Annotated in this window: 16 protein-coding genes, 2 pseudogenes and 1 riboswitch; of the genes and pseudogenes, 15 read left to right on the forward strand and 3 right to left on the reverse strand. The window is 69.1% G+C overall.

Going from position 1 to position 18,688, the window contains the following annotated elements; all coding sequences use genetic code 11:
* Window positions 1–7: 7 nt before the first annotated feature.
* From AB0F43_RS37575 to AB0F43_RS37585, 3 genes are read left to right on the forward strand one after another with little or no spacing between them, the layout of a single operon-like run.
* Window positions 8–937 carry a 2-hydroxyacid dehydrogenase gene (locus AB0F43_RS37575; protein WP_360488530.1) on the forward strand — a complete coding sequence of 310 codons (930 nt, stop codon included), beginning with the start codon at window positions 8–10 and terminating at the stop codon, window positions 935–937.
* 12 nt (window positions 938–949) lie between these two features.
* Entirely contained in the window at window positions 950–2,047 is a 1,098-nt protein-coding gene (locus AB0F43_RS37580; RefSeq protein WP_360488533.1) for an exo-alpha-sialidase, read from the forward strand.
* Window position 2,048: 1 nt separating this feature from the next.
* Complete coding sequence (locus tag AB0F43_RS37585; RefSeq protein WP_360488536.1) at window positions 2,049–2,315, forward strand: MoaD/ThiS family protein; 267 nt, start codon at window positions 2,049–2,051, stop codon at window positions 2,313–2,315.
* Window positions 2,316–2,326: 11 nt separating this feature from the next.
* On the opposite strand, the gene AB0F43_RS37590 is transcribed toward AB0F43_RS37585, so the two are convergent.
* Together AB0F43_RS37590 and AB0F43_RS37595 are read right to left on the reverse strand one after the other, a co-directional pair.
* Window positions 2,327–3,241 (reverse strand): 5-aminoimidazole-4-carboxamide ribonucleotide transformylase, encoded by a 915-nt coding sequence (locus tag AB0F43_RS37590; protein WP_360488539.1) that lies wholly within the window; start codon window positions 3,239–3,241, stop codon window positions 2,327–2,329.
* A gap of 17 nt (window positions 3,242–3,258) precedes the next feature.
* Window positions 3,259–3,341: riboswitch (ZMP/ZTP riboswitch) on the reverse strand.
* 128 nt (window positions 3,342–3,469) lie between these two features.
* On the reverse strand, window positions 3,470–3,991 hold the full coding sequence (locus AB0F43_RS37595; protein ID WP_360488542.1) for a CHAP domain-containing protein: 522 nt from the start codon (window positions 3,989–3,991) through the stop codon (window positions 3,470–3,472).
* A gap of 122 nt (window positions 3,992–4,113) precedes the next feature.
* Here AB0F43_RS37595 and ilvD point away from each other — a divergent pair, with 122 nt between their 5' ends.
* The 6 genes and pseudogenes from ilvD (at window position 4,114) to serA (ending at window position 12,583) form a co-directional block, all read left to right on the forward strand.
* Window positions 4,114–5,781 (forward strand): dihydroxy-acid dehydratase, encoded by a 1,668-nt coding sequence (ilvD, locus tag AB0F43_RS37600; RefSeq protein ID WP_360488545.1) that lies wholly within the window; start codon window positions 4,114–4,116, stop codon window positions 5,779–5,781.
* A gap of 277 nt (window positions 5,782–6,058) precedes the next feature.
* A pseudogene (locus AB0F43_RS37605) lies at window positions 6,059–7,810 on the forward strand (acetolactate synthase large subunit); the annotation flags it as partial.
* Window positions 7,810–8,313, forward strand: a pseudogene (ilvN, locus tag AB0F43_RS37610) (acetolactate synthase small subunit); the annotation flags it as partial. The pseudogenes AB0F43_RS37605 and ilvN, both read left to right, overlap by 1 nt.
* Window positions 8,314–8,502: 189 nt before the next feature.
* Complete coding sequence (gene ilvC / locus AB0F43_RS37615) at window positions 8,503–9,522, forward strand: ketol-acid reductoisomerase (protein ID WP_360488573.1); 1,020 nt, start codon at window positions 8,503–8,505, stop codon at window positions 9,520–9,522.
* Between the two features lie 168 nt (window positions 9,523–9,690).
* Window positions 9,691–10,887, forward strand: coding sequence for a serine protease (locus tag AB0F43_RS37620; protein WP_360488548.1), 1,197 nt, complete (start codon window positions 9,691–9,693; stop codon window positions 10,885–10,887).
* Window positions 10,888–10,984: 97 nt separating this feature from the next.
* Complete coding sequence (serA, locus tag AB0F43_RS37625; RefSeq protein ID WP_360488551.1) at window positions 10,985–12,583, forward strand: phosphoglycerate dehydrogenase; 1,599 nt, start codon at window positions 10,985–10,987, stop codon at window positions 12,581–12,583.
* A gap of 109 nt (window positions 12,584–12,692) precedes the next feature.
* On the opposite strand, the gene AB0F43_RS37630 is transcribed toward serA, so the two are convergent.
* Entirely contained in the window at window positions 12,693–13,259 is a 567-nt protein-coding gene (locus tag AB0F43_RS37630) for a class I SAM-dependent methyltransferase (RefSeq protein WP_360488553.1), read from the reverse strand.
* Between the two features lie 178 nt (window positions 13,260–13,437).
* Between AB0F43_RS37630 and AB0F43_RS37635 the strand changes: the two genes are divergently transcribed.
* From AB0F43_RS37635 to AB0F43_RS37660, 6 genes are all read left to right on the forward strand, one after another.
* Entirely contained in the window at window positions 13,438–13,593 is a 156-nt protein-coding gene (locus AB0F43_RS37635; RefSeq protein WP_360488556.1) for a hypothetical protein, read from the forward strand.
* A complete protein-coding gene (locus AB0F43_RS37640; RefSeq protein ID WP_360488558.1) occupies window positions 13,590–14,639 on the forward strand; it encodes a 3-isopropylmalate dehydrogenase in 1,050 nt (349 codons plus the stop codon). Before AB0F43_RS37635 ends, AB0F43_RS37640 begins: the two co-directional genes overlap by 4 nt.
* Before the next feature lie 119 nt (window positions 14,640–14,758).
* Complete coding sequence (locus AB0F43_RS37645) at window positions 14,759–15,850, forward strand: branched-chain amino acid aminotransferase (RefSeq protein WP_360488561.1); 1,092 nt, start codon at window positions 14,759–14,761, stop codon at window positions 15,848–15,850.
* A gap of 308 nt (window positions 15,851–16,158) precedes the next feature.
* Window positions 16,159–16,557, forward strand: coding sequence for a hypothetical protein (locus AB0F43_RS37650; RefSeq protein WP_360488564.1), 399 nt, complete (start codon window positions 16,159–16,161; stop codon window positions 16,555–16,557).
* Window positions 16,558–16,798: 241 nt separating this feature from the next.
* A complete protein-coding gene (gene cimA, locus AB0F43_RS37655; protein WP_360488567.1) occupies window positions 16,799–18,388 on the forward strand; it encodes a citramalate synthase in 1,590 nt (529 codons plus the stop codon).
* Window positions 18,385–18,627, forward strand: coding sequence for a hypothetical protein (locus AB0F43_RS37660; protein ID WP_360488570.1), 243 nt, complete (start codon window positions 18,385–18,387; stop codon window positions 18,625–18,627). Before cimA ends, AB0F43_RS37660 begins: the two co-directional genes overlap by 4 nt.
* The last annotated feature ends 61 nt before the right edge of the window (window positions 18,628–18,688 follow it).

The following is an 18,688-nucleotide window of genomic DNA, read 5'->3' on the forward strand; positions in this document are numbered from 1 at the left end:
CTGGGGCATGGCTGACGTGAAGGCATGGTTGCCGTGGGAGGACGCGGAATCCACCCTCGGCGGGGTGCCCGCGGGATTCGACGTGGAGTGGTACGCCGGTGGTGACCGGCCGGCCTCGATCGACCAGGTGGAGTTCTACGTGCCGGCGTACATGGGCGGCTCCGAGGTGGTCGAGGTGGTCCGGGACATGCCTGCGCTCAAGGTGGTGCAGCTGCAGACGGCCGGCTTCGAGAACGTGCTGCCCCATCTGGCCGATGACGTGACCTTGTGCAACGCGCGGGGGGTCCACGACGCGTCGACGGCCGAGCTCGCGGTCGGCCTGATCCTGGCGTCGTACCGTCGCCTCCCGCGTGCCGTGCGCAACCAGGATCGGCACGTCTGGCCCGCGTCCTACGACGAGATGGACGACTCGCTCGCGGACCGGACCGTGCTGATCCTCGGGTACGGGTCGATCGGGGAGGCGCTGGAGCGGCGGCTGACCGGGTTCGAGTGCGAGATCATCCGGGTCGCGCGGCGGGAGCGGGAAGGCGTGCACCCGATCAGCGAGCTGCCGGAGCTGCTGCCGCTGGCCGACGTCGTCGTCCTGCTGACCCCGGCGACGGCCGAGACACGCGGCATGGTGGACGCCAAGTTCCTGGCCCAGCTGAAAGAGGGCGCGTTGCTGGTGAACGTCGCGCGCGGCGTCGTCGTGGACACCGACGCGTTGCTGGCCGAGCTGACCGGTGGGCGGATCCGGGCCGCGCTGGACGTGACCGAGCCCGAGCCGTTGCCCGCCGGACATCCGCTGTGGTCTGCTCCGAATGTGCTGATCAACCCGCACCGCGGGGGTGCCTCGACGGCGTTCGGGCCGCGGGTGGCCCGGCTGGTGCGGGCGCAGCTGGAGCGGTACGCCGCGGGCAAACCATTGATCAACGTGGTGGCGGGTCCACCGCGATGAAGGAGGACAACGATGTCCGAGGCCGTACTGCTGATCGGGACCAAGAAGGGGCTCTGGATCGGCCGGAGTGACGCTGGGCGCCGGAACTGGACGCTGGACGGTCCGGTGCCGCAGTTCGAGATGCAGGGCGTGTACGCGGTCGGCATCGACAGCCGCGGCGATCAGCCCCGCGTGTTCGTCGGTGGGACGAGCGAGCACTGGGGGCCGGCGGTCTTCCACAGCGACGACCTCGGCAAGACCTGGGACGAGCCACCGGAGGGCTCGATCGGGTTCCCGAAGGACTCCGAAACCTCGCTCGAGCGGGTCTGGCAGATCCAGCCGGGACCGCCCGGCCAGCCGGAGGTCGTGTACGCCGGGACGCAGCCGTCCGCGCTGTGGAAATCCACCGACGGGGGAGTGACGTTCGAGTTGGTCCGCGGGTTGTGGGACCACCCGCATCGCAAGGAGTGGGGCGCCGGGTTCGGCGGTCAGGCGGTCCACACCGTGCTGCCGCATCCGACCGATCCGGGCCGGGTCAGCGTCGCGATGTCGACCGGCGGCGTGTACCGGACCACCGACGGCGGTGAGTCGTGGTCGCCGGCGAACCGGGGGATCAAGGCGTACTTCTTCCCCGACCCCTACCCGGAGTTCGGCCAGTGTGTCCACAAGCTGGCCGCGCATCCCGCCGTACCGGACCGGATGTTCGCGCAGAACCACCACGGCGTCTACCGGTCGGACGACGCAGGCACGAGCTGGACGTCGATCGCGGACGGGCTGCCGTCGGACTTCGGGTTCCCGATCGCGGTGCATCCGAACGAGCCGGAGACGGTCTATGTCTTCCCGCTGATAGCGGACGGGAACCGGATCCCCACCGACGCGAAGTGCCGGGTCTTCCGGTCCCGCGACGCCGGGTCCACCTGGGAGGCGCTGACCGAGGGGCTGCCCGACGTACCGTCGTACGCGCCGGTGCTGCGGGATGCCATGTGCACCGACGCGGCCGACCCGGCCGGTGTCTACCTCGGCACGCGGGACGGGTGCGTCTACGCGAGTGCCGACGCGGGCGACACCTGGACCGAGGTCGCGCGGCACCTTCCGGACGTGTTGTCCGTACGCGCCGCGGTAGTCGGCTGACATGGCGGTCGGGGTCAAGCTGCCGACGGTGCTGAGACCGTTCGCGGGTGGTGCCGAGCGAGTCGAGGTCGACGGCACCACCGTCGGCGAGGTCGTCGCTGCCCTGGACCCAGTCCTCCGCCGGCGGCTCACCGACGAGCAAGGCGCCGTCCGCCGCCACGTCAACATCTACCTCGGCAACGACAACATCCGCGACCTCGACGGCCTCAGCACCCCGCTGAAGGACGGCGACGAGCTGATGATCCTGCCGAGCGTCGCAGGAGGCTGACGCCTGCTGGATCAGTGCCTGAACAGGCGGGTGCCGGTGTGGGACAGGGTGATGCCCAGGGAGGCGCAGGCGGCGGCCACGTCGGGGGAGCGGAGTGAGCCGCCGGGTTCGGCGAGGTAGCGGACGCCGTGGCGGTGGGCCTCGATGATGTTGTCGACGAAGGGGATCGCGCCGTCCGAGACCATCGCGACATCCGTGAGCGGGTCGGTCGAGCGGGCGGACCACCAGAGGTCGGCCTTCTCGCCGGCCAGGCGGGTGCAGTCGATCCGCGACTGCTGGCCGGCGCCGATTCCGATCGCCATCGCGTCCTTCAGCATCACCACGGTGTTGGACTGCGTGTACCGCGCGACGATCATGCCGAGCAGGAGATCGCGTGCGGCGGTCTCCGGCAGGTCCGGATCCAGCATCGAGCGAGTCAGCGGCAGGTGGTCCCGGTGCTGCGTCAATCGCAGTCCGTACACCTCGCGGACCTCCGCGTCGGCAGGCTCGAAGGTGGGATCCGCTTCGAGCACGAGGAAGTTGCCGCGCTTCTTGCCGGCCAGGACGCCGACGACGCCTTCGTCGTACCCGGGAGCGATGATCCCGTCGCAGACAAGGCGCCGGAGCCGGTCCGCGAGTTCAGCGTCGACCGGGTGCGACACGGCGACGAAATCGCCGTACGAGGACTTGGGATCGGCATCTCGGGCTCGCACATAAGCAGCGCTGACCGTGTCGGCCAAAGCGGCTCCCGCGGGGGAGACATGCTTGAACGACGCCGCCGCAGGTAGGCCGAAGGTGCTCGACGCCTCCCGGACCAGTTGCCACGCGGTGAGCGCGTCAAGAAGGTTGATGTACGACGGGGAGCCGCAGACCACCGTGAACGGCCATTGGCCGAGCGGCGTGACGGACGCGGATTGGTGTGGATTCATGCCGTAGCGCAACTGCATCGGACACCTCCGAAACTCGGAGGCGCCCAGGCGGACGACGCCTTGTCTGATGGGTCCGCTCCCCGGTGGTACTCCACCCTCGCCAGTCGCGGTTTCGGCGGCAGCCTATTGCACGAAGGCGCGGTGGTCGCCACCGCTGTGGCGAAACACATGGCTAACGCCAGGTGCCCGTCCAGTCGTAGAGCGGAGCGGTGGTCGCGTATTCCCGCAGGTAGCTGATCCGGCCGCCTAGGTGGCTGACACCCAGCCGTAGATGTTGCCGGGGCGGCCGGCGTCCTTGGCCTTCTTGGGGTTGAACGGCCCGTGCTTGCGGACCTTGTCGCCGGAGTTGCCTTCCACGGTGGTGATCTTGCCGTTGCCGACGGCAACCACAACGCCGGTGTGCACGCTGGTGCTGGTGTTCTGCGGCCCGGTGCCGTACAGGACGATGTCGCCCGGTTTCATCCCGGTGTTGCCGGAGTGCGCGCGGCCCTTGCGCTGACCCCAGTAGTAGATGTCACCGGTGAAGGCGTAGTTCGGGATGTTGATCCCGGCCTTGCGCCAGGTCCAGGTGGCGAAGTGGGCGCACCACGCGTTACAGGTGCCGTAAGGGTTGCAGTTGCTGCCGGGTGGGGTCTCGCCCTGACCGATCTCGCCGTTGGCGGCGTTGACGATCTTCGTCCGGGTGCCGGCGGCTTCAGCCGTGACCGGGACCGTGCCCAGCAGGGCAAGGACGACACCGGCCAGTACAAGTCGCAACGAGGGGCGCATCTGAGGTGCTCCATTCTGATGATGGGACAAATCCCCCAACGGTCCGCAATCGCAGTATGTAATTATCTAACATCACAAAGCAATGACGACGTTGTTAATTTACGACGGAATAGAGTGAGGCCATGGTCGATGTGAAGCCACGCAGCCGGACAGTGACCGATGGACTCGAGGCGACCGCGTCGCGCGGCATGCTCCGGGCGGTCGGGATGGGAGACGACGACTGGGCGAAGCCCCAGGTGGGGGTCGCCTCGAGCTGGAACGAGATCACCCCGTGCAACCTGTCCCTGGACCGGCTGGCCAAGGCGGTCAAGGAAGGCGTGCACGCCGCCGGCGGGTACCCGCTGGAGTTCGGCACGATCAGCGTGTCCGACGGCATCTCGATGGGCCATGTCGGCATGCATTACTCGCTCGTCAGCCGCGAGATCATCGCCGACTCGGTCGAGACCGTGATGGAGGCCGAGCGACTCGACGGCTCGGTGCTGCTGGCCGGCTGTGACAAGTCGCTGCCCGGCATGCTGATGGCCGCCGCCCGGCTCGACCTCGCCTCGGTCTTCCTGTACGCCGGCTCCATCATGCCGGGCCGGCTCGGCGACAAGGACGTCACGATCATCGACGCCTTCGAGGCCGTCGGCGCCTGCGTCCGGGGACTGATCACCAGGGAAGAGGTCGATGCGGTCGAGCGCGCGATCTGCCCCGGTGAAGGTGCCTGCGGCGGGATGTACACCGCCAACACGATGGCCGCCTCCGCCGAGGCGCTCGGGATGTCGCTGCCCGGGTCGGCCGCGCCGCCCGCGGTGGACCGGCGCCGCGACGGCTATGCCCGCAAGTCCGGCGAGGCGGTCGTCGGCCTGCTGGAGAAGGGGATCACGGCCCGCCAGATCCTCACCAAGGAGGCGTTCGAGAACGCCGTCGCCGTCGTGATGGCGCTCGGCGGCTCGACGAACGCCGTACTGCATCTGCTCGCGATCGCGCGGGAGGCCGAGGTCGACCTGACCCTGGACGACTTCAACCGGATCGGCGACCGGGTGCCGCACCTCGGCGACCTCAAGCCATTCGGCCGCTACGTGATGACGGACGTCGACCGCGTCGGCGGCATCCCGGTGGTGATGCGGGCGCTGCTCGACGCCGGCCTGCTGCACGGCGACTGCCTGACCGTGACCGGCAAGACGATGGCCGAGAACCTGGCCGCCATTGCGCCGCCGGACGTTGACGGCGTGATCATCCGCGCACTGGACAAGCCGATCCACGGCACCGGCGGCATCACCATCCTGCACGGCTCGCTTGCGCCGGAGGGCGCGGTGGTGAAGAGCGCCGGCTTCGACTCCGACGTGTTCGAGGGGACGGCGCGGGTGTTCGACGGGGAGCGCGGCGCGATGGACGCGGTCGCCTCGTTGGTGCCCGGCGATGTCGTGGTGATCCGCTACGAAGGTCCCAAGGGTGGTCCGGGCATGCGCGAGATGCTCGCCGTGACGGGCGCGATCAAGGGCGCCGGCCTCGGCAAGGACGTCCTGCTGCTCACCGACGGCCGCTTCTCCGGCGGTACGACGGGACTCTGTGTCGGCCACGTCGCCCCGGAGGCCGTGGACGGGGGGCCGATCGCGTTCGTCCGTGACGGCGACCGCATCACCCTGGACGTGAAGAACCGCACCCTCGACCTCCACGTCAGCCCCGAGGAGCTCCAGAGCCGCCGCCAGGGCTGGACGCCGAAGGCTCCGGACATCACCAAGGGCGTCCTGGGCAAGTACACCCGCCTGGTCCGCTCAGCCTCTGAGGGCGCTGTCTGCATCTAAGACAGCCATCTCACGGAATGGGACACGGGGGCAGCGAACTTGACCCGATCGCATTGTGTCGGCGAGTGTTGCCTACATGCGATCGATTCTCCTCGTACTTGTGCGGCGCGCCGACTGACGCGACCACAGAGTCGAGCGCGCCCCTTCAGCCAACCCGGCGGAAGGGGTTTTTTGTTGCCAATGCGACTATCTGCGACCCAGGTGTTCACCGGCAACGGCCACGAGCGAGGATGGATCGGTCGCGAAAAAGCCATAACGTGACAGGACAAGGAAGGCACTCATGAGTGAGCAGCTGACCGGGGCACAGGCTCTGATCCGCGCACTGGAACATGCCGGGGTGGACACCGTCTTCGGCATCCCGGGTGGCGCGATCCTCCCGGCGTACGACCCGATGCTCGACTCGACCCAGATCCGCCACATCCTGGTACGTCACGAGCAGGGCGCCGGCCACGCCGCCCAGGGGTACGCTGCGGCGTCCGGGAAGGTCGGTGTCTGCATGGCCACCTCCGGACCCGGCGCGACGAACCTGGTGACGCCGATCGCCGACGCGTACATGGACTCGGTCCCGCTGGTCGCGATCACCGGTCAGGTGGCCAGCGCCTCGATCGGCACGGACGCGTTCCAGGAGGCCGACATCCGCGGCATCACGATGCCGATCACCAAGCACAACTTCCTGGTCAACGACCCGAACGACATCGCCAGCACGGTCGCCGAGGCGTTCCACATCGCCTCCACCGGCCGGCCCGGCCCGGTCCTGGTCGACGTGACCAAGGACGCGATGCAGGCGAAGGTCGACTTCCACTGGCCGACCGAGCTGTCGCTGCCCGGCTACCGTCCGGTGACCCGCCCGCACCCCAAGCAGGTGCGTGAGGCGGCCCGGCTGATCGCGGCCGCGGAGAAGCCGGTGCTGTACGTCGGCGGTGGCGTGATCCGCGCCCAGGCCAGCGCCGAGCTCAAGCAACTCGCCGAGCTCCTCGGCCTCCCGGTGGTCACCACGCTGATGGCCCGGGGCGCCTTGCCGGACACGCACGAGCTGCACTTCGGCATGCCCGGTATGCACGGATCGGTGTCCGCGGTCGGCGCCCTCCAGCGGTCCGACCTGCTCATCTGCCTGGGCGCGCGGTTCGACGACCGGGTGACCGGCAAGCTGGACTCCTTCGCCCCCGATGCAAAGGTCATCCACGCCGACATCGACCCGGCCGAGATCGGCAAGAACCGGGCCGCGGACGTGCCGATCGTGGGCGACTGCAAGGAGGTCATCACCGACCTGATCGCCGCGCTGAAGACCGAGATCGCGAACTCCGGCCACACGCCGTCGTACGACGCCTGGCGCAAGCAGCTTGAATCGGTCCGGGCGAAGTACCCGGTCGCGTACGACGAGCCCGAGGACGGCACCCTGTCACCGCAGTACGTGATCGAGCGGATCGGCAAGATCGCCGGCCCGGACGCGGTCTACACCGCGGGCGTCGGCCAGCACCAGATGTGGGCCGCGCACTACCTGCCGTTCGAGAAGCCCGGCCACTGGCTGAACTCCGGCGGCCTCGGCACCATGGGGTACGCCGTGCCGGCCGCGATGGGGGCCAAGGTGGCCCGGCCGGACAAGACCGTGTGGGCGATCGACGGCGACGGCTGCTTCCAGATGACCAACCAGGAGCTCGTCACCTGTGCGCTGGAGGGCATCCCGATCAAGGTTGCCGTGATCAACAACCAGTCGCTGGGCATGGTCCGGCAGTGGCAGACGCTGTTCTACGACAAGCGCTACTCCAACACCGACCTGCACTCGGCCCGGATCCCGGACTTCGCCAAGCTGGCCGAGGCGATGGGCGGCGTCGGGCTGCGCTGCTCCGACCGGGACTCGGTCGACGCGACGATCGAGAAGGCGATGGCGGTCACCGACGCACCGGTGGTGGTCGACTTCGTCGTGCACCGCGACGCCATGGTCTGGCCGATGGTCGCGGCGGGCACCAGCAACGACGACATCCAGATCGCCCGCGACATGGCGCCGACCTGGGAAGCGGAGGAGCTGTGATGAGTAAGCACACTTTGTCGATTTTGGTTGAGAACAAGCACGGTGTGCTGGCCCGGGTGGCGGCACTGATCTCCCGGCGCGGCTTCAACATCGACTCCCTCGCGGTCGGCCCGACCGAGCACCCCGAGGTGTCCCGGATGACCATCGCGGTCAGCGTGGACGAGCAGCCGTTGGAGCAGATCACCAAGCAGCTGAACAAGCTGGTGAACGTGATCAAGATCGTCGAGCTCGAGCCCAGCCAGACGGTTCAGCGCGAACTGCTGCTGGTGAAGGTCAAGGCGGACACCCTGACCAGGGGGCAGGTGCTGGAAACCGTCCAGCTGTTCCGTGCGAAGGTGGTGGACGTGGCTCCGGACGCGATCACGATCGAGGCGACCGGCAATCCCGAGAAACTCGAGGCCATGCTCCGGGTGCTGGAACCCTTCGGCGTCCGCGAGCTGGTGCAGTCCGGCATGGTGGCGATCGGCCGGGGCAGTCGCTCCATCTCCGACCGCACCCTCCGGCCGGTCCCGGTGCCACCGCCGTACGTCGCTTCGGGCACCCCGAACGTCCAGGCGCAACCCGCCGACCGACCGAACCACCCGATCCCGACGCCCCCGCCGGGCCGACCCGTGGCCCCGGCCCGTCAGGCCTGAGCGCCGTACCCCCGTCAACACAGAATTCGAGGAGAAGAGCTCCAAGTGGCAGCTGAAATGTTCTACGACGACAACGCCGACCTGTCGGTGATCCAGGGCCGCCACGTGGCCGTGCTCGGGTACGGCAGCCAGGGCCACGCCCACGCGCTGTCGCTGCGCGACTCCGGCGTCGACGTCCGCGTCGGCCTGCCCGAGGGCTCCAAGAGCCGGGCCAAGGCCGAGGCCCAGGGCCTGCGGGTGCTCACCCCGGCCGAGGCCTGCGAGGAGGCCGACGTGATCGTCGTCCTCGCGCCGGACCCGGCCCAGCGCAAGCTGTACGCCGAGGCGATCGAGCCGAACCTGGTCGACGGCGACGCGCTCGTCTTCGGCCACGGCTTCAACATCCGGTTCGGCTACATCAAGCCGCCGGCCGGGGTGGACGTGTTCATGGTCGCCCCGAAGGGCCCGGGTCACCTGGTCCGCCGCGAGTACTCCGAGGGCCGCGGCGTACCGGTGCTGGTCGCGGTCGAGCAGGACGCCACCGGCGAGGCGTGGGACCTGGCGCTCTCGTACGCCAAGGGCATCGGCGGCCTGCGGGCCGGCGGGATCAAGACCACCTTCACCGAGGAGACCGAGACCGACCTGTTCGGTGAGCAGGCCGTCCTCTGCGGTGGCGTGTCGGCGCTGATCCAGGCCGGGTTCGAGACGCTGACCGAGGCCGGCTACCAGCCGGAGGTCGCGTACTTCGAGTGCCTGCACGAGCTCAAGCTGATCGTCGACCTGATCTACGAGGGCGGTATCGCCAAGCAGCGCTGGTCGGTGTCCGACACGGCCGAGTACGGCGACTACGTGTCCGGCCCGCGGATCATCGACGCGTCGGTGAAGGCCCGGATGAAGGAGGTGCTGTCCGACATCACCGACGGCACCTTCGCCGCCCGGTTCATCGCCGACCAGGACGCCGGCGGGCCGGAGTTCGCCGAGTTCCGCAAGCAGAGCGAGTCGCACCCGATCGAGGCAGTGGGCAAGGAACTGCGCGGCCTGATGGCGTGGGTCAAGTCCCACGACGAGGACTACGTCGAGGGCTCCGCCGCCCGCTGACACCGCCACCCCGGCTGCCGGCAGCCGGGGCCGTGAGCACCATCCCGGGGCCTGGGACAGGTTATTTCCTGTTCCAGGCCCCGGTTTCGTGTCCCAGGTCCCGCTCCTAAGCCGGGGGTTTGGCACAATCGGTGACGGCTCGGGTGCGGAGGGGGGAGGTGACCGGTGGTGGATGACGGCAGGCAGCTGCCGCGGCCGCCTCGGCGGGTCCCCGCGAGCGCGCCGACGCTCACCCAGCTCCAGGTCAGTACGCCGCGGGCACCGCAGCCGCCACCGCGCCGGCCGTGGAAGTTCGGCCGGTTCCTGGCCGGGTTCGTCGTCTTCCTGCTGATCCTCGCCGCCGGTGCGAGCGCCGGCTGGTACGTCCGCGCGCAGAGCCTGCGGATCGAGACCGAGCAGGTCCTCGACGCGGTGAAGCCCGGCGTCGTCCGGGTGCTGGCCACGACGTGTGAGGGCACCGGCGAGGCAACCGGTGTACTGATCGGTGACGGCCTGATCCTGACCGCCGACTCCGCGATCAAGCAGCCGCTGTCGATCGCGATCGTGACCGAGGACGGCCGGGTCCGCCGGGCCAACCCGCTCGGCAGCAGCGCCGACGGCGTCGCCGTGCTGCGGATGATCGGGCGGCTGGAGCACGAGCCGGTGCCGCTGGCCACCGTGAACCCCGATCCGAAGGCCGAGCTCGCGCTCCTCGGCTACACCGCCGCGGGCGACCTGACCGCCCGATCCGTCGGTACGACGGAACAGCCGCAGGCACTGAGCACGGTGATGAACACGGCCAAACTCGGCGGCCCGATCATCGGCAAGTCCGGCGAGGTGGTCGGCCTGGTCGCCGGCGACACGCTCGCGACCAGCTCGATCGTGCCATTGGAGAAGTTGCGGCAGTACGTCGTACCGAAGTCGACGAGCATCACGCCCGAAGCGGGCGGCACCTGTGAGCGGTCGCGCGGGCCGCAGAGTGGCATGCTCCCGGATCTGCTCGTCGCGTCGACGCCCCTGGCGGTGGAGTCGCAGAAGCTGCTCGGCAACTACCTGACGTTGCTCAACCGGCACGACTTCGCGGGGTTGCGGCAGCAGGTGTACTCCAAGCGGCTGATCGGGGCGTATCCGGAGGAGCGGGACCGCAACAAGCACCAGACGTCGTACTTCTTCGAAGCCAAGATCACCGAGGTGACCCGGGACGGCGTCGACGGCGCGAACGTCCGGATGACGTTCGTCGTGCTGTTCTCGCCGAACGCCGCCGGTGCCAAGGGTGAGACCTGCAACAGGCTGGACGTGCGCTACCTGCTCGTCCGCAACGGCGGCCAGCTCCGCCTCGACCAGGGCAACTCGGTCACCGACGCGCAGAGCTGTGATACCGACTGACCGGTTCGTCGTGACCTCGGGTACTATCGGTGACAGCGGGCACAGCGCGGTGCTCTGAAATCACGAGCCCCTACCGCTTCTGCAGGAGACTTCTCCCATGACTGACGTAACCCGGCCCGTCGTCCTGATCGCCGAAGAGCTCAGCCCGGCCACCGTCGAGGCGCTCGGCCCCGATTTCGAGATCCGGCACACCAACGGCGCCGACCGCGCCGAACTGATCCCGGCCATCGCCGACGTCGACGCCATCCTGATCCGCAGCGCCACCAAGGTGGACGCCGAGGCCCTGGCCGCCGCGAAGCGGCTCAAGGTCGTCGCCCGGGCCGGTGTCGGCCTGGACAACGTGGACGTGAAGGCCGCCACCCAGGCGGGCGTGATGGTGGTCAACGCGCCGACCTCCAACATCGTCAGCGCCGCCGAGCTCGCGGTCGCGCTGCTGCTCGCCGCCGCGCGCCGCGTGCCGGCCGCCGACCAGTCGCTGAAGAACGGCGAGTGGAAGCGCAGCAAGTACTCCGGGGTCGAGCTGTTCGAGAAGACCGTCGGCATCGTCGGCCTGGGCAAGATCGGCGTCCTGGTCGCCCAGCGGCTGGCCGCCTTCGGTATGAACGTGATCGCCTACGACCCGTACGTGCAGGCCGGCCGGGCCGCGCAGATGGGTGTCCGGCTCGCCACCCTCGACGAGCTGCTGAGCGTCAGCGACTTCATCTCGGTGCACCTGCCGAAGACCCCGGAGACGATCGGCCTGATCGGCGACGAGGAACTGCACAAGGTCAAGCCCGAGGTGATCATCGTGAACGCGGCCCGCGGCGGCATCGTCGACGAGCAGGCGCTCTACTCCGCGCTGAAGGAGGGCCGGGTGGCCGGCGCCGGTCTCGACGTGTTCGCGACCGAGCCGTGCACCGACTCGCCGCTGTTCGAGTTCGAGAACGTCGTCGCCACCCCACACCTGGGCGCGTCCACCGACGAGGCGCAGGAGAAGGCCGGTATCGCGGTCGCGAAGTCGGTCCGGCTCGCGCTGTCCGGTGAGCTGGTTCCGGACGCGGTCAACGTCCAGGGCGGCGTCATCGCCGAGGACGTCCGGCCGGGTATCGCGCTGACCGAGAACCTCGGCCGCATCTTCACCGCGCTGGCCGGCGGCGTCGCGCAGCAGCTCGACGTCGAGGTCCGTGGCGAGATCACGCAGTACGACGTGAAGGTGCTCGAGCTGGCCGCGCTGAAGGGCGTGTTCGCCGACGTGGTCGAGGACAACGTCTCGTACGTGAACGCACCGCTGCTGGCGGCCGAGCGTGGTCTCGAGGTGCGCCTGGTCACCGACCACGACAGCCCGGAGCACCGCAACCTGATCACTCTGCGCGGCACGCTGGCCGACGGCGCGCAGGTGTCGGTGAGCGGCACGCTGGTCGGCGTACGGCAGTCCCAGCGGCTGGTCGAGATCGACGGGTTCGACGTCGAGATCGAGCTGTCGGCGCACCTGGCCTTCCTCACCTACGAGGACCGGCCGGGCATCGTCGGCCAGATCGGCCGCATCCTCGGCGAGGCGGACGTGAACATCGCCGGTATGCAGGTCAGCCGCGACCGCCAGGGCGGTAAGGCGCTGGTCGCCCTGGCCGTCGACTCCGCGATCGCGCCGGCGGTCCTGGACGACATCGCCACCGTGGTCCAGGCCGACACCGCCCGGACCGTGGACCTGGAAGCCTGATTCAATCAGCCGGCTGCTTTACTGGAGGTAGTCAGCCGCCCGCAGGCGCATGGCGGCCGATGAGGGCCCGAGCCCAATGGCTCGGGCCCGCCTTCATGTTCAGGCAGGCCTAGCGCCGGGTGGCCAGCAGTACGGCGGCGTCGGCGGCGACCATCACCTCGACGGTGGTGAAGCGCTTGTCCATCAGCCACTCCTGGCGCAGCGTGTCGACCCGCCCCTCGTACATCGGCGGCCACACGGCGGACGGGGTGAAGTCGTCCAGTACGACGAAGCCGCCGGGCTCGACCACGTCGGCGATGATGTCGCGGGCCGAGATCTTCGCCTCCCGCGCGTCAACGAACAGCAAAGCGAACGGGCCTCGCTCGATCAGCGCGGTCCAGTCGGCCGAGACGACCTCGATCCGCTCGTCCTGGGCGAACAGCTCCGCCACCGCCTGCGCCAGCTGCGGATCGCTCTCCGCGGTGACGATCTTCGTCTGCTCGGTCGCGCCGCTGCGCAACCAGGCCGAGCCGACGCCACAGCCGGTGCCGAGCTCGCCGACGATGCCGGTCTTCGACGCCGCCAGCGTGGCGAGCAACCGGCCGGTCTCGTTCCGGGTCGAGCTGACGAATCCGCGCCGGCCGGACAGGCTGAGGGCCGCCGACACCAGCGGCGGCAGTTCTGGAGGAGCACTCACCGGGTGAGAGTCGCACAGCATCGGTCCAGGCATCGCACCGAGATCTCACATCCCGGGACAACCTGCCCGCATAGTGGTGAAATAGTCGGACGTCAGAGTAAATTCGGGCTCATCATGCCGCCCGCAGCTGTCAGCGTCCTACAGCCGGCGAACACCCTCGGAGTGCAGCATGTATGACATGTATCCAGCCAACTGGCCCGCGATCGACGCCCGGGAACGGAAGGCCGCCCGGCGCCGCCGCCCGGCCCGCCGTACCGCGGACACCGCCCCCGAGGCCAGGGCTGCCCAAGAAGCCATCAACCGCCTCTACAACGGGGGAGAACCCAAGAAGTGAGCACCCAGAAGACCTTCAAGCTGGCCGTCGTCCCGGGTGACGGAATCGGACCCGAGGTGACCGCCGAGGCGCTGAAGGTGCTCGACATCGTCGCCGGGCAGTACGGCGTGACGTTCGAGCGGACCGAGTACGACCTCGGCGCGAAGCGCTGGCACGCCACCGGCGAGACACTGCCGGACGCCGAACTGGAGAGCATCCGCGGCCACGACGCGATCCTGCTCGGCGCGATCGGCGACCCGACGGTGCCGTCCGGCGTACTGGAGCGGAACCTGCTGCTGAAGCTGCGGTTCACCCTGGACCACTACGTCAACCTGCGGCCCTCGAAGATCTACCCGTCGGTCGGCTCCCCGCTGGCGAACCCGGGCGAGGTCGACTTCGTCGTCGTCCGCGAGGGCACCGAGGGCCCGTACACCGGCAACGGTGGCGCCCTGCGCGTCGGTACGCCGGCCGAGATCGCCACCGAGGTGTCGGTCAACACGGCGTACGGCGTGGAGCGGGTGGTCCGGGACGCGTTCGCCCGGGCCCAGGCGCGGCCGCGCAAGAAGCTCACCTTGGTGCACAAGACCAACGTGCTCGTGCACGCCGGCCACCTGTGGAAGCGGATTGTCGACGCGGTGGCCGAGGAGTTCCCCGAGATCACGGTGGACTACCTGCACGTGGACGCGGCGACCATCTTCCTGGTCACCGACCCGGCCCGGTTCGACGTGATCGTCACCGACAACCTGTTCGGCGACATCATCACCGACCTGGCCGCCGCGATCAGCGGTGGGATCGGCCTGGCCGCGAGCGCCAACATCAACCCGGACCGGACCGCGCCGAGCATGTTCGAGCCGGTGCACGGCTCCGCCCCGGACATCGCCGGCCAGCAGAAGGCGGACCCGACCGCCGCGATCCTGTCCGCCGCTTTGCTGTGCGAGCACCTCGGCCTGACCGAGGCCTCCGCCGCGATCGAGGCGGCCGTCACGGCCGACATCGAGGAGCGCACCGGAACGTCGCGATCCACCGCCGAGATCGGGGACGCGATCGCCAAGCGGGCAGTCGGCTGAGGCTCGCATGACCACTCGGGCTAGAGGTACGGTGCGGCTATGAGCGAGCGTAGCGAGCGAACAAGAAACACTGCCGCCATCGCGCTCATGCCGGAACCGAGCGCCAGCGAGGTGCCGGCATGAGCGCCGATCTGCAGTTCACCGTTGAGCCAACCACCCAACCGGCCAGCGACGACCAGCGCGCCGCGATCCTGGCGAACCCGGGATTCGGGCAGAACTTCTCCGACCACATGGCGATCGCCACCTGGGACAAGGAGAACGGCTGGCACGACGCGAGGATCACCGCCTTCGGACCGCTGGAGCTGTCTCCGGCCACCGCGGTGTTCCACTACGCCCAGACCATCTTCGAGGGGATGAAGGCGTACCGGCATCCCGACGACTCGATCCACCTGTTCCGCCCCGAGGCCAACGCGGCCCGGTTCGCGAGGTCCGCGCACCGGCTCGCGCTGCCGGAGCTGCCCGAGGCGGCCTTCCTCGACTCACTGCGGAAACTGGTCGAGATCGACCGTGCCTGGGTGCCCGGCGGCGGCGAGACGTCGCTCTACCTACGGCCGTTCATGTTCGGCTCGGACCCGTTCCTCGGCGTCCGCCCGTCGGCCCAGGTCACGTACTGCGTGATCGCCTCACCGGCCGGCTCCTACTTCGCCAACGGCGTCAAGCCGGTCCGGATCTGGCTGAGCGAGGAGTACACCCGGGCCGCTCCCGGTGGCACCGGCGCGGCCAAGACGGGCGGCAACTACGCTTCGTCACTGCTCGCCCAGGCCGAGGCCATCGAGCAGGGCTGCGACCAGGTCGCCTTCCTCGACGCGGTGGAGAAGAAGTGGGTCGAGGAGCTCGGCGGGATGAACCTGTACTTCGTCCACGACGACAACTCGGTCGTCACGCCGGAGCTGTCCGGCACCATCCTCGAGGGCGTCACCCGGGACTCGATCCTGAAGCTCGTCACCGACCTCGGCTACCACGTCACCGAGCGGAAGATCTCGATCGACGAGTGGCGTGACGGCGCCGCCTCGGGCAAGATCCGCGAGGTGTTCGCCTGCGGCACCGCCGCGGTGATCACGCCGGTGGCGTCGCTGAAGTGGGAGGACGGCGAGGTCCAGGTGGCCGACGGCAACGGTGGCCCGGTGACCGCCGCCGTACGCAGCGCCCTGCTCGACGTCCAGTACGGCCGCGCCGCCGACCCCCACGGCTGGATGACCCGCGTCTGCTGATCACACGTGATTGACGACCCGCTCCTGACTCAGGAGCGGGTCGTCGCACGTACGGCACCGGCCCGCACGATCGCCCGCAACAGATGCCAAGGGCAACATCCGGCGCCGCCACCGCGTACGGCGTCTCCCAGCGCCGGCAGCAGGTACACGAGGAACAAGCGCCTGCGGCAGTGTGGGTACCCCAGAACGGAACCGTGCCAAAGGCACGCATCGGTCCTCCCCGGGGCGCCTTTCACAGCATCTTTTCAGGTCGGGGATGTGGACGGACGGTCGCTGTTCACCGTTCGGTTTCGATAGGGTCGGGGCCCATGAGCACCTTCCCGGACGACGTCGAGGCCTATTACGCGGAGCTCGCCGAGCGGCGCGGCTGGTCGCCCGAGACCGTGGCCGCGATGCGGGCGACCGTGCAGCTGATCCGGGATCTCGACCGCGGCACCGCCCCACGCACGTACGGCGCCCTCGCCGCCGACGACGGCACCGACTGGCTGTACGAGGCCGTCTGGCACGAGCGCGAGTGGGTCGTGGTCCGCCAGCTCGGCGCGGCCGAGGACGGCACGCTCACCCGCTACTGGTGGCAGCGTCTCGAGGACGACGAGGGCATGCTCACCGACCAGGCCCTCGACCGCGAGGAGTGGGGGCTGCGCCCGCTCACCCGCGACGACTTCTACACCGCCTGGGACGACCCAGGCTGGTCCCTCACCGCCTGATTCTACGAACTGATGGACTCTGTCAGGCCCTGGAGTACTGGTTTGCGTACTGGATGTTCGTGATGCGAGACGGTTTCGTCATCAGTCGGACCTCTTGTGGCAGACTGCCAAATGTCATGAAGAACTACCGGGTCATTATTCCGTAGGCGCGCTCAGCAAGCAGTACCTGAGCGCGCAGACCTCTCGCACCTTGCGGGAGGTTTTTTGTATGTCCCGACCAGTCCCTTCCGGAAGGCCGATCATGAGCATCTCGGACGAGTTCCACGTCTATGACACGACTCTGCGCGACGGCGCGCAGCAGGAGGGTTTGGCGCTGTCCGTGGCCGACAAGATCGCCATCGCGCAGCATCTGGACGACCTGGGCGTCGGCTTCATCGAGGGCGGCTGGCCGGGAGCGGTGCCGAAGGACACCGAGTTCTTCGAGCGGGCGCGGACCGAGCTGCACCTGCGCAACGCCACGTTCGCCGCCTTCGGTGCGACCCGCAAGCCCGAGGCCGCCGCGGCCGACGACCCGCAGGTCGCCGCGCTGCGCGACTCCGGTGCGTCCGTCGTCACACTCGTTGCCAAGAGCCACGATGCGCACGTCGAACGTGCCCTGCGGACGACTCTCGAGGAGAACCTCCGGATGGTCGCCGACACGGTCCGCCACCTGCGTGAGAACGGCCAGCGGGTCTTCCTCGACACCGAACACTTCTTCGACGGGTACCGCGCCAACCGTGCCTACGCGCTCGAGGTGGTACGGGTAGCCGCCGAGTCCGGCGCCGACGTGGTCGCACTGTGCGACACCAACGGCGGGACGCTGCCGCGGGAGTTGCAGGACATCGTCCGTGACGTCCTCGAATCCACCGGCGCGCGACTCGGCATCCACTGTCACAACGACGCCGGCTGCGCGGTGGCGAACACGATCGCCGCCGTCGAGGCCGGCGTCACGCACGTTCAGGGCACCATCAACGGGTACGGCGAACGCACCGGCAACGCCGACCTGCTCGCGATCGTCGCCAACCTCGAGCTGAAGCGGGAGCTGAAACTCCTCCCGGCCGGCAAGCTCGCCGAGTCGTTCCGGATCGCTCACGCGATCGCCGAAGTGACGAACGTGCCGCCGTCGACCCGGCAGCCGTACGTCGGTGTGTCCGCCTTCGCCCACAAGGCGGGGCTGCACGCCAGCGCCATCAAGGTGGATCCTGACCTCTACCAGCACACGGACCCCGCCCTGGTCGGCAACGACATGCGGATGCTCGTCTCCGAGATGGCCGGCCGGGCCAGCATCGAGCTCAAGGGCCGTGAGCTCGGCTTCGACCTCGGCAACGACCGCGAACTGGTCAGCCGGGTCACCGACCGGGTCAAGGAGATGGAGGCCCGCGGCTACACGTTCGAGGCCGCGGACGCGTCGTTCGAGCTGCTGCTCACCGAGGAGGTCACGGGTCAGCGGGCCAGCTTCTTCGACGTCGAGTCCTGGCGGGTGATCACCGAGTCGCGCGCCGATGGCGAGGCAGTGTCGGAGTCGACGGTGAAGCTGGTCGCCGGTGGCGAGCGGGAGATCGTCACCGGCGAGGGCAACGGCCCGGTGAACGCCCTTGACCACGCCCTTCGCACCGCGATCGAACGCGCGTACCCGGTGGTGAACAAGTTCGAGCTGGTCGACTACAAGGTCCGCATCCTCGACCAGGGTCACGGGACGGACGCCGTCATCAGAGTCCTGATCGAGACCGCCGACGGTGAAGGCTCCTGGGTGACGGTCGGCGTCGGCCACAACATCGTCGAGGCGTCCTGGGAGGCCCTCGTCGACGGGGTCACTTACGGCCTCCTCCGCCACAAGGAGGTCGCGCGATGAGTGTCGTCGCGGTCGAACGGACCGTCACCGTCCTCACCGCACGCGTGGTGGAGACCGACGGCCTGCTGGCCCGCATCGCCGTCCTCCTCAACCCGTACGACGTCCGCGAACTCTCGCTGTCCCTCGACGACTGCACCTTGCAGGTGACGGTCGAGGGCGACGGCTTCGACGCAGGCAGGGTCGCGGCCCGCCTGGACAAAGTCATCGGCGGCGCCACTGTGAGCGAGCTCTGCTCGTGAGTCAGGACGCTCGGGCACCAGCAGCCTTTCGAAGGGGACGCGCACTTCCCCAGGAGGTTCT

The organism is Kribbella sp. NPDC023972 (assembly GCF_040639075.1).
Classification (GTDB): Bacteria; Actinomycetota; Actinomycetes; order Propionibacteriales; family Kribbellaceae; genus Kribbella.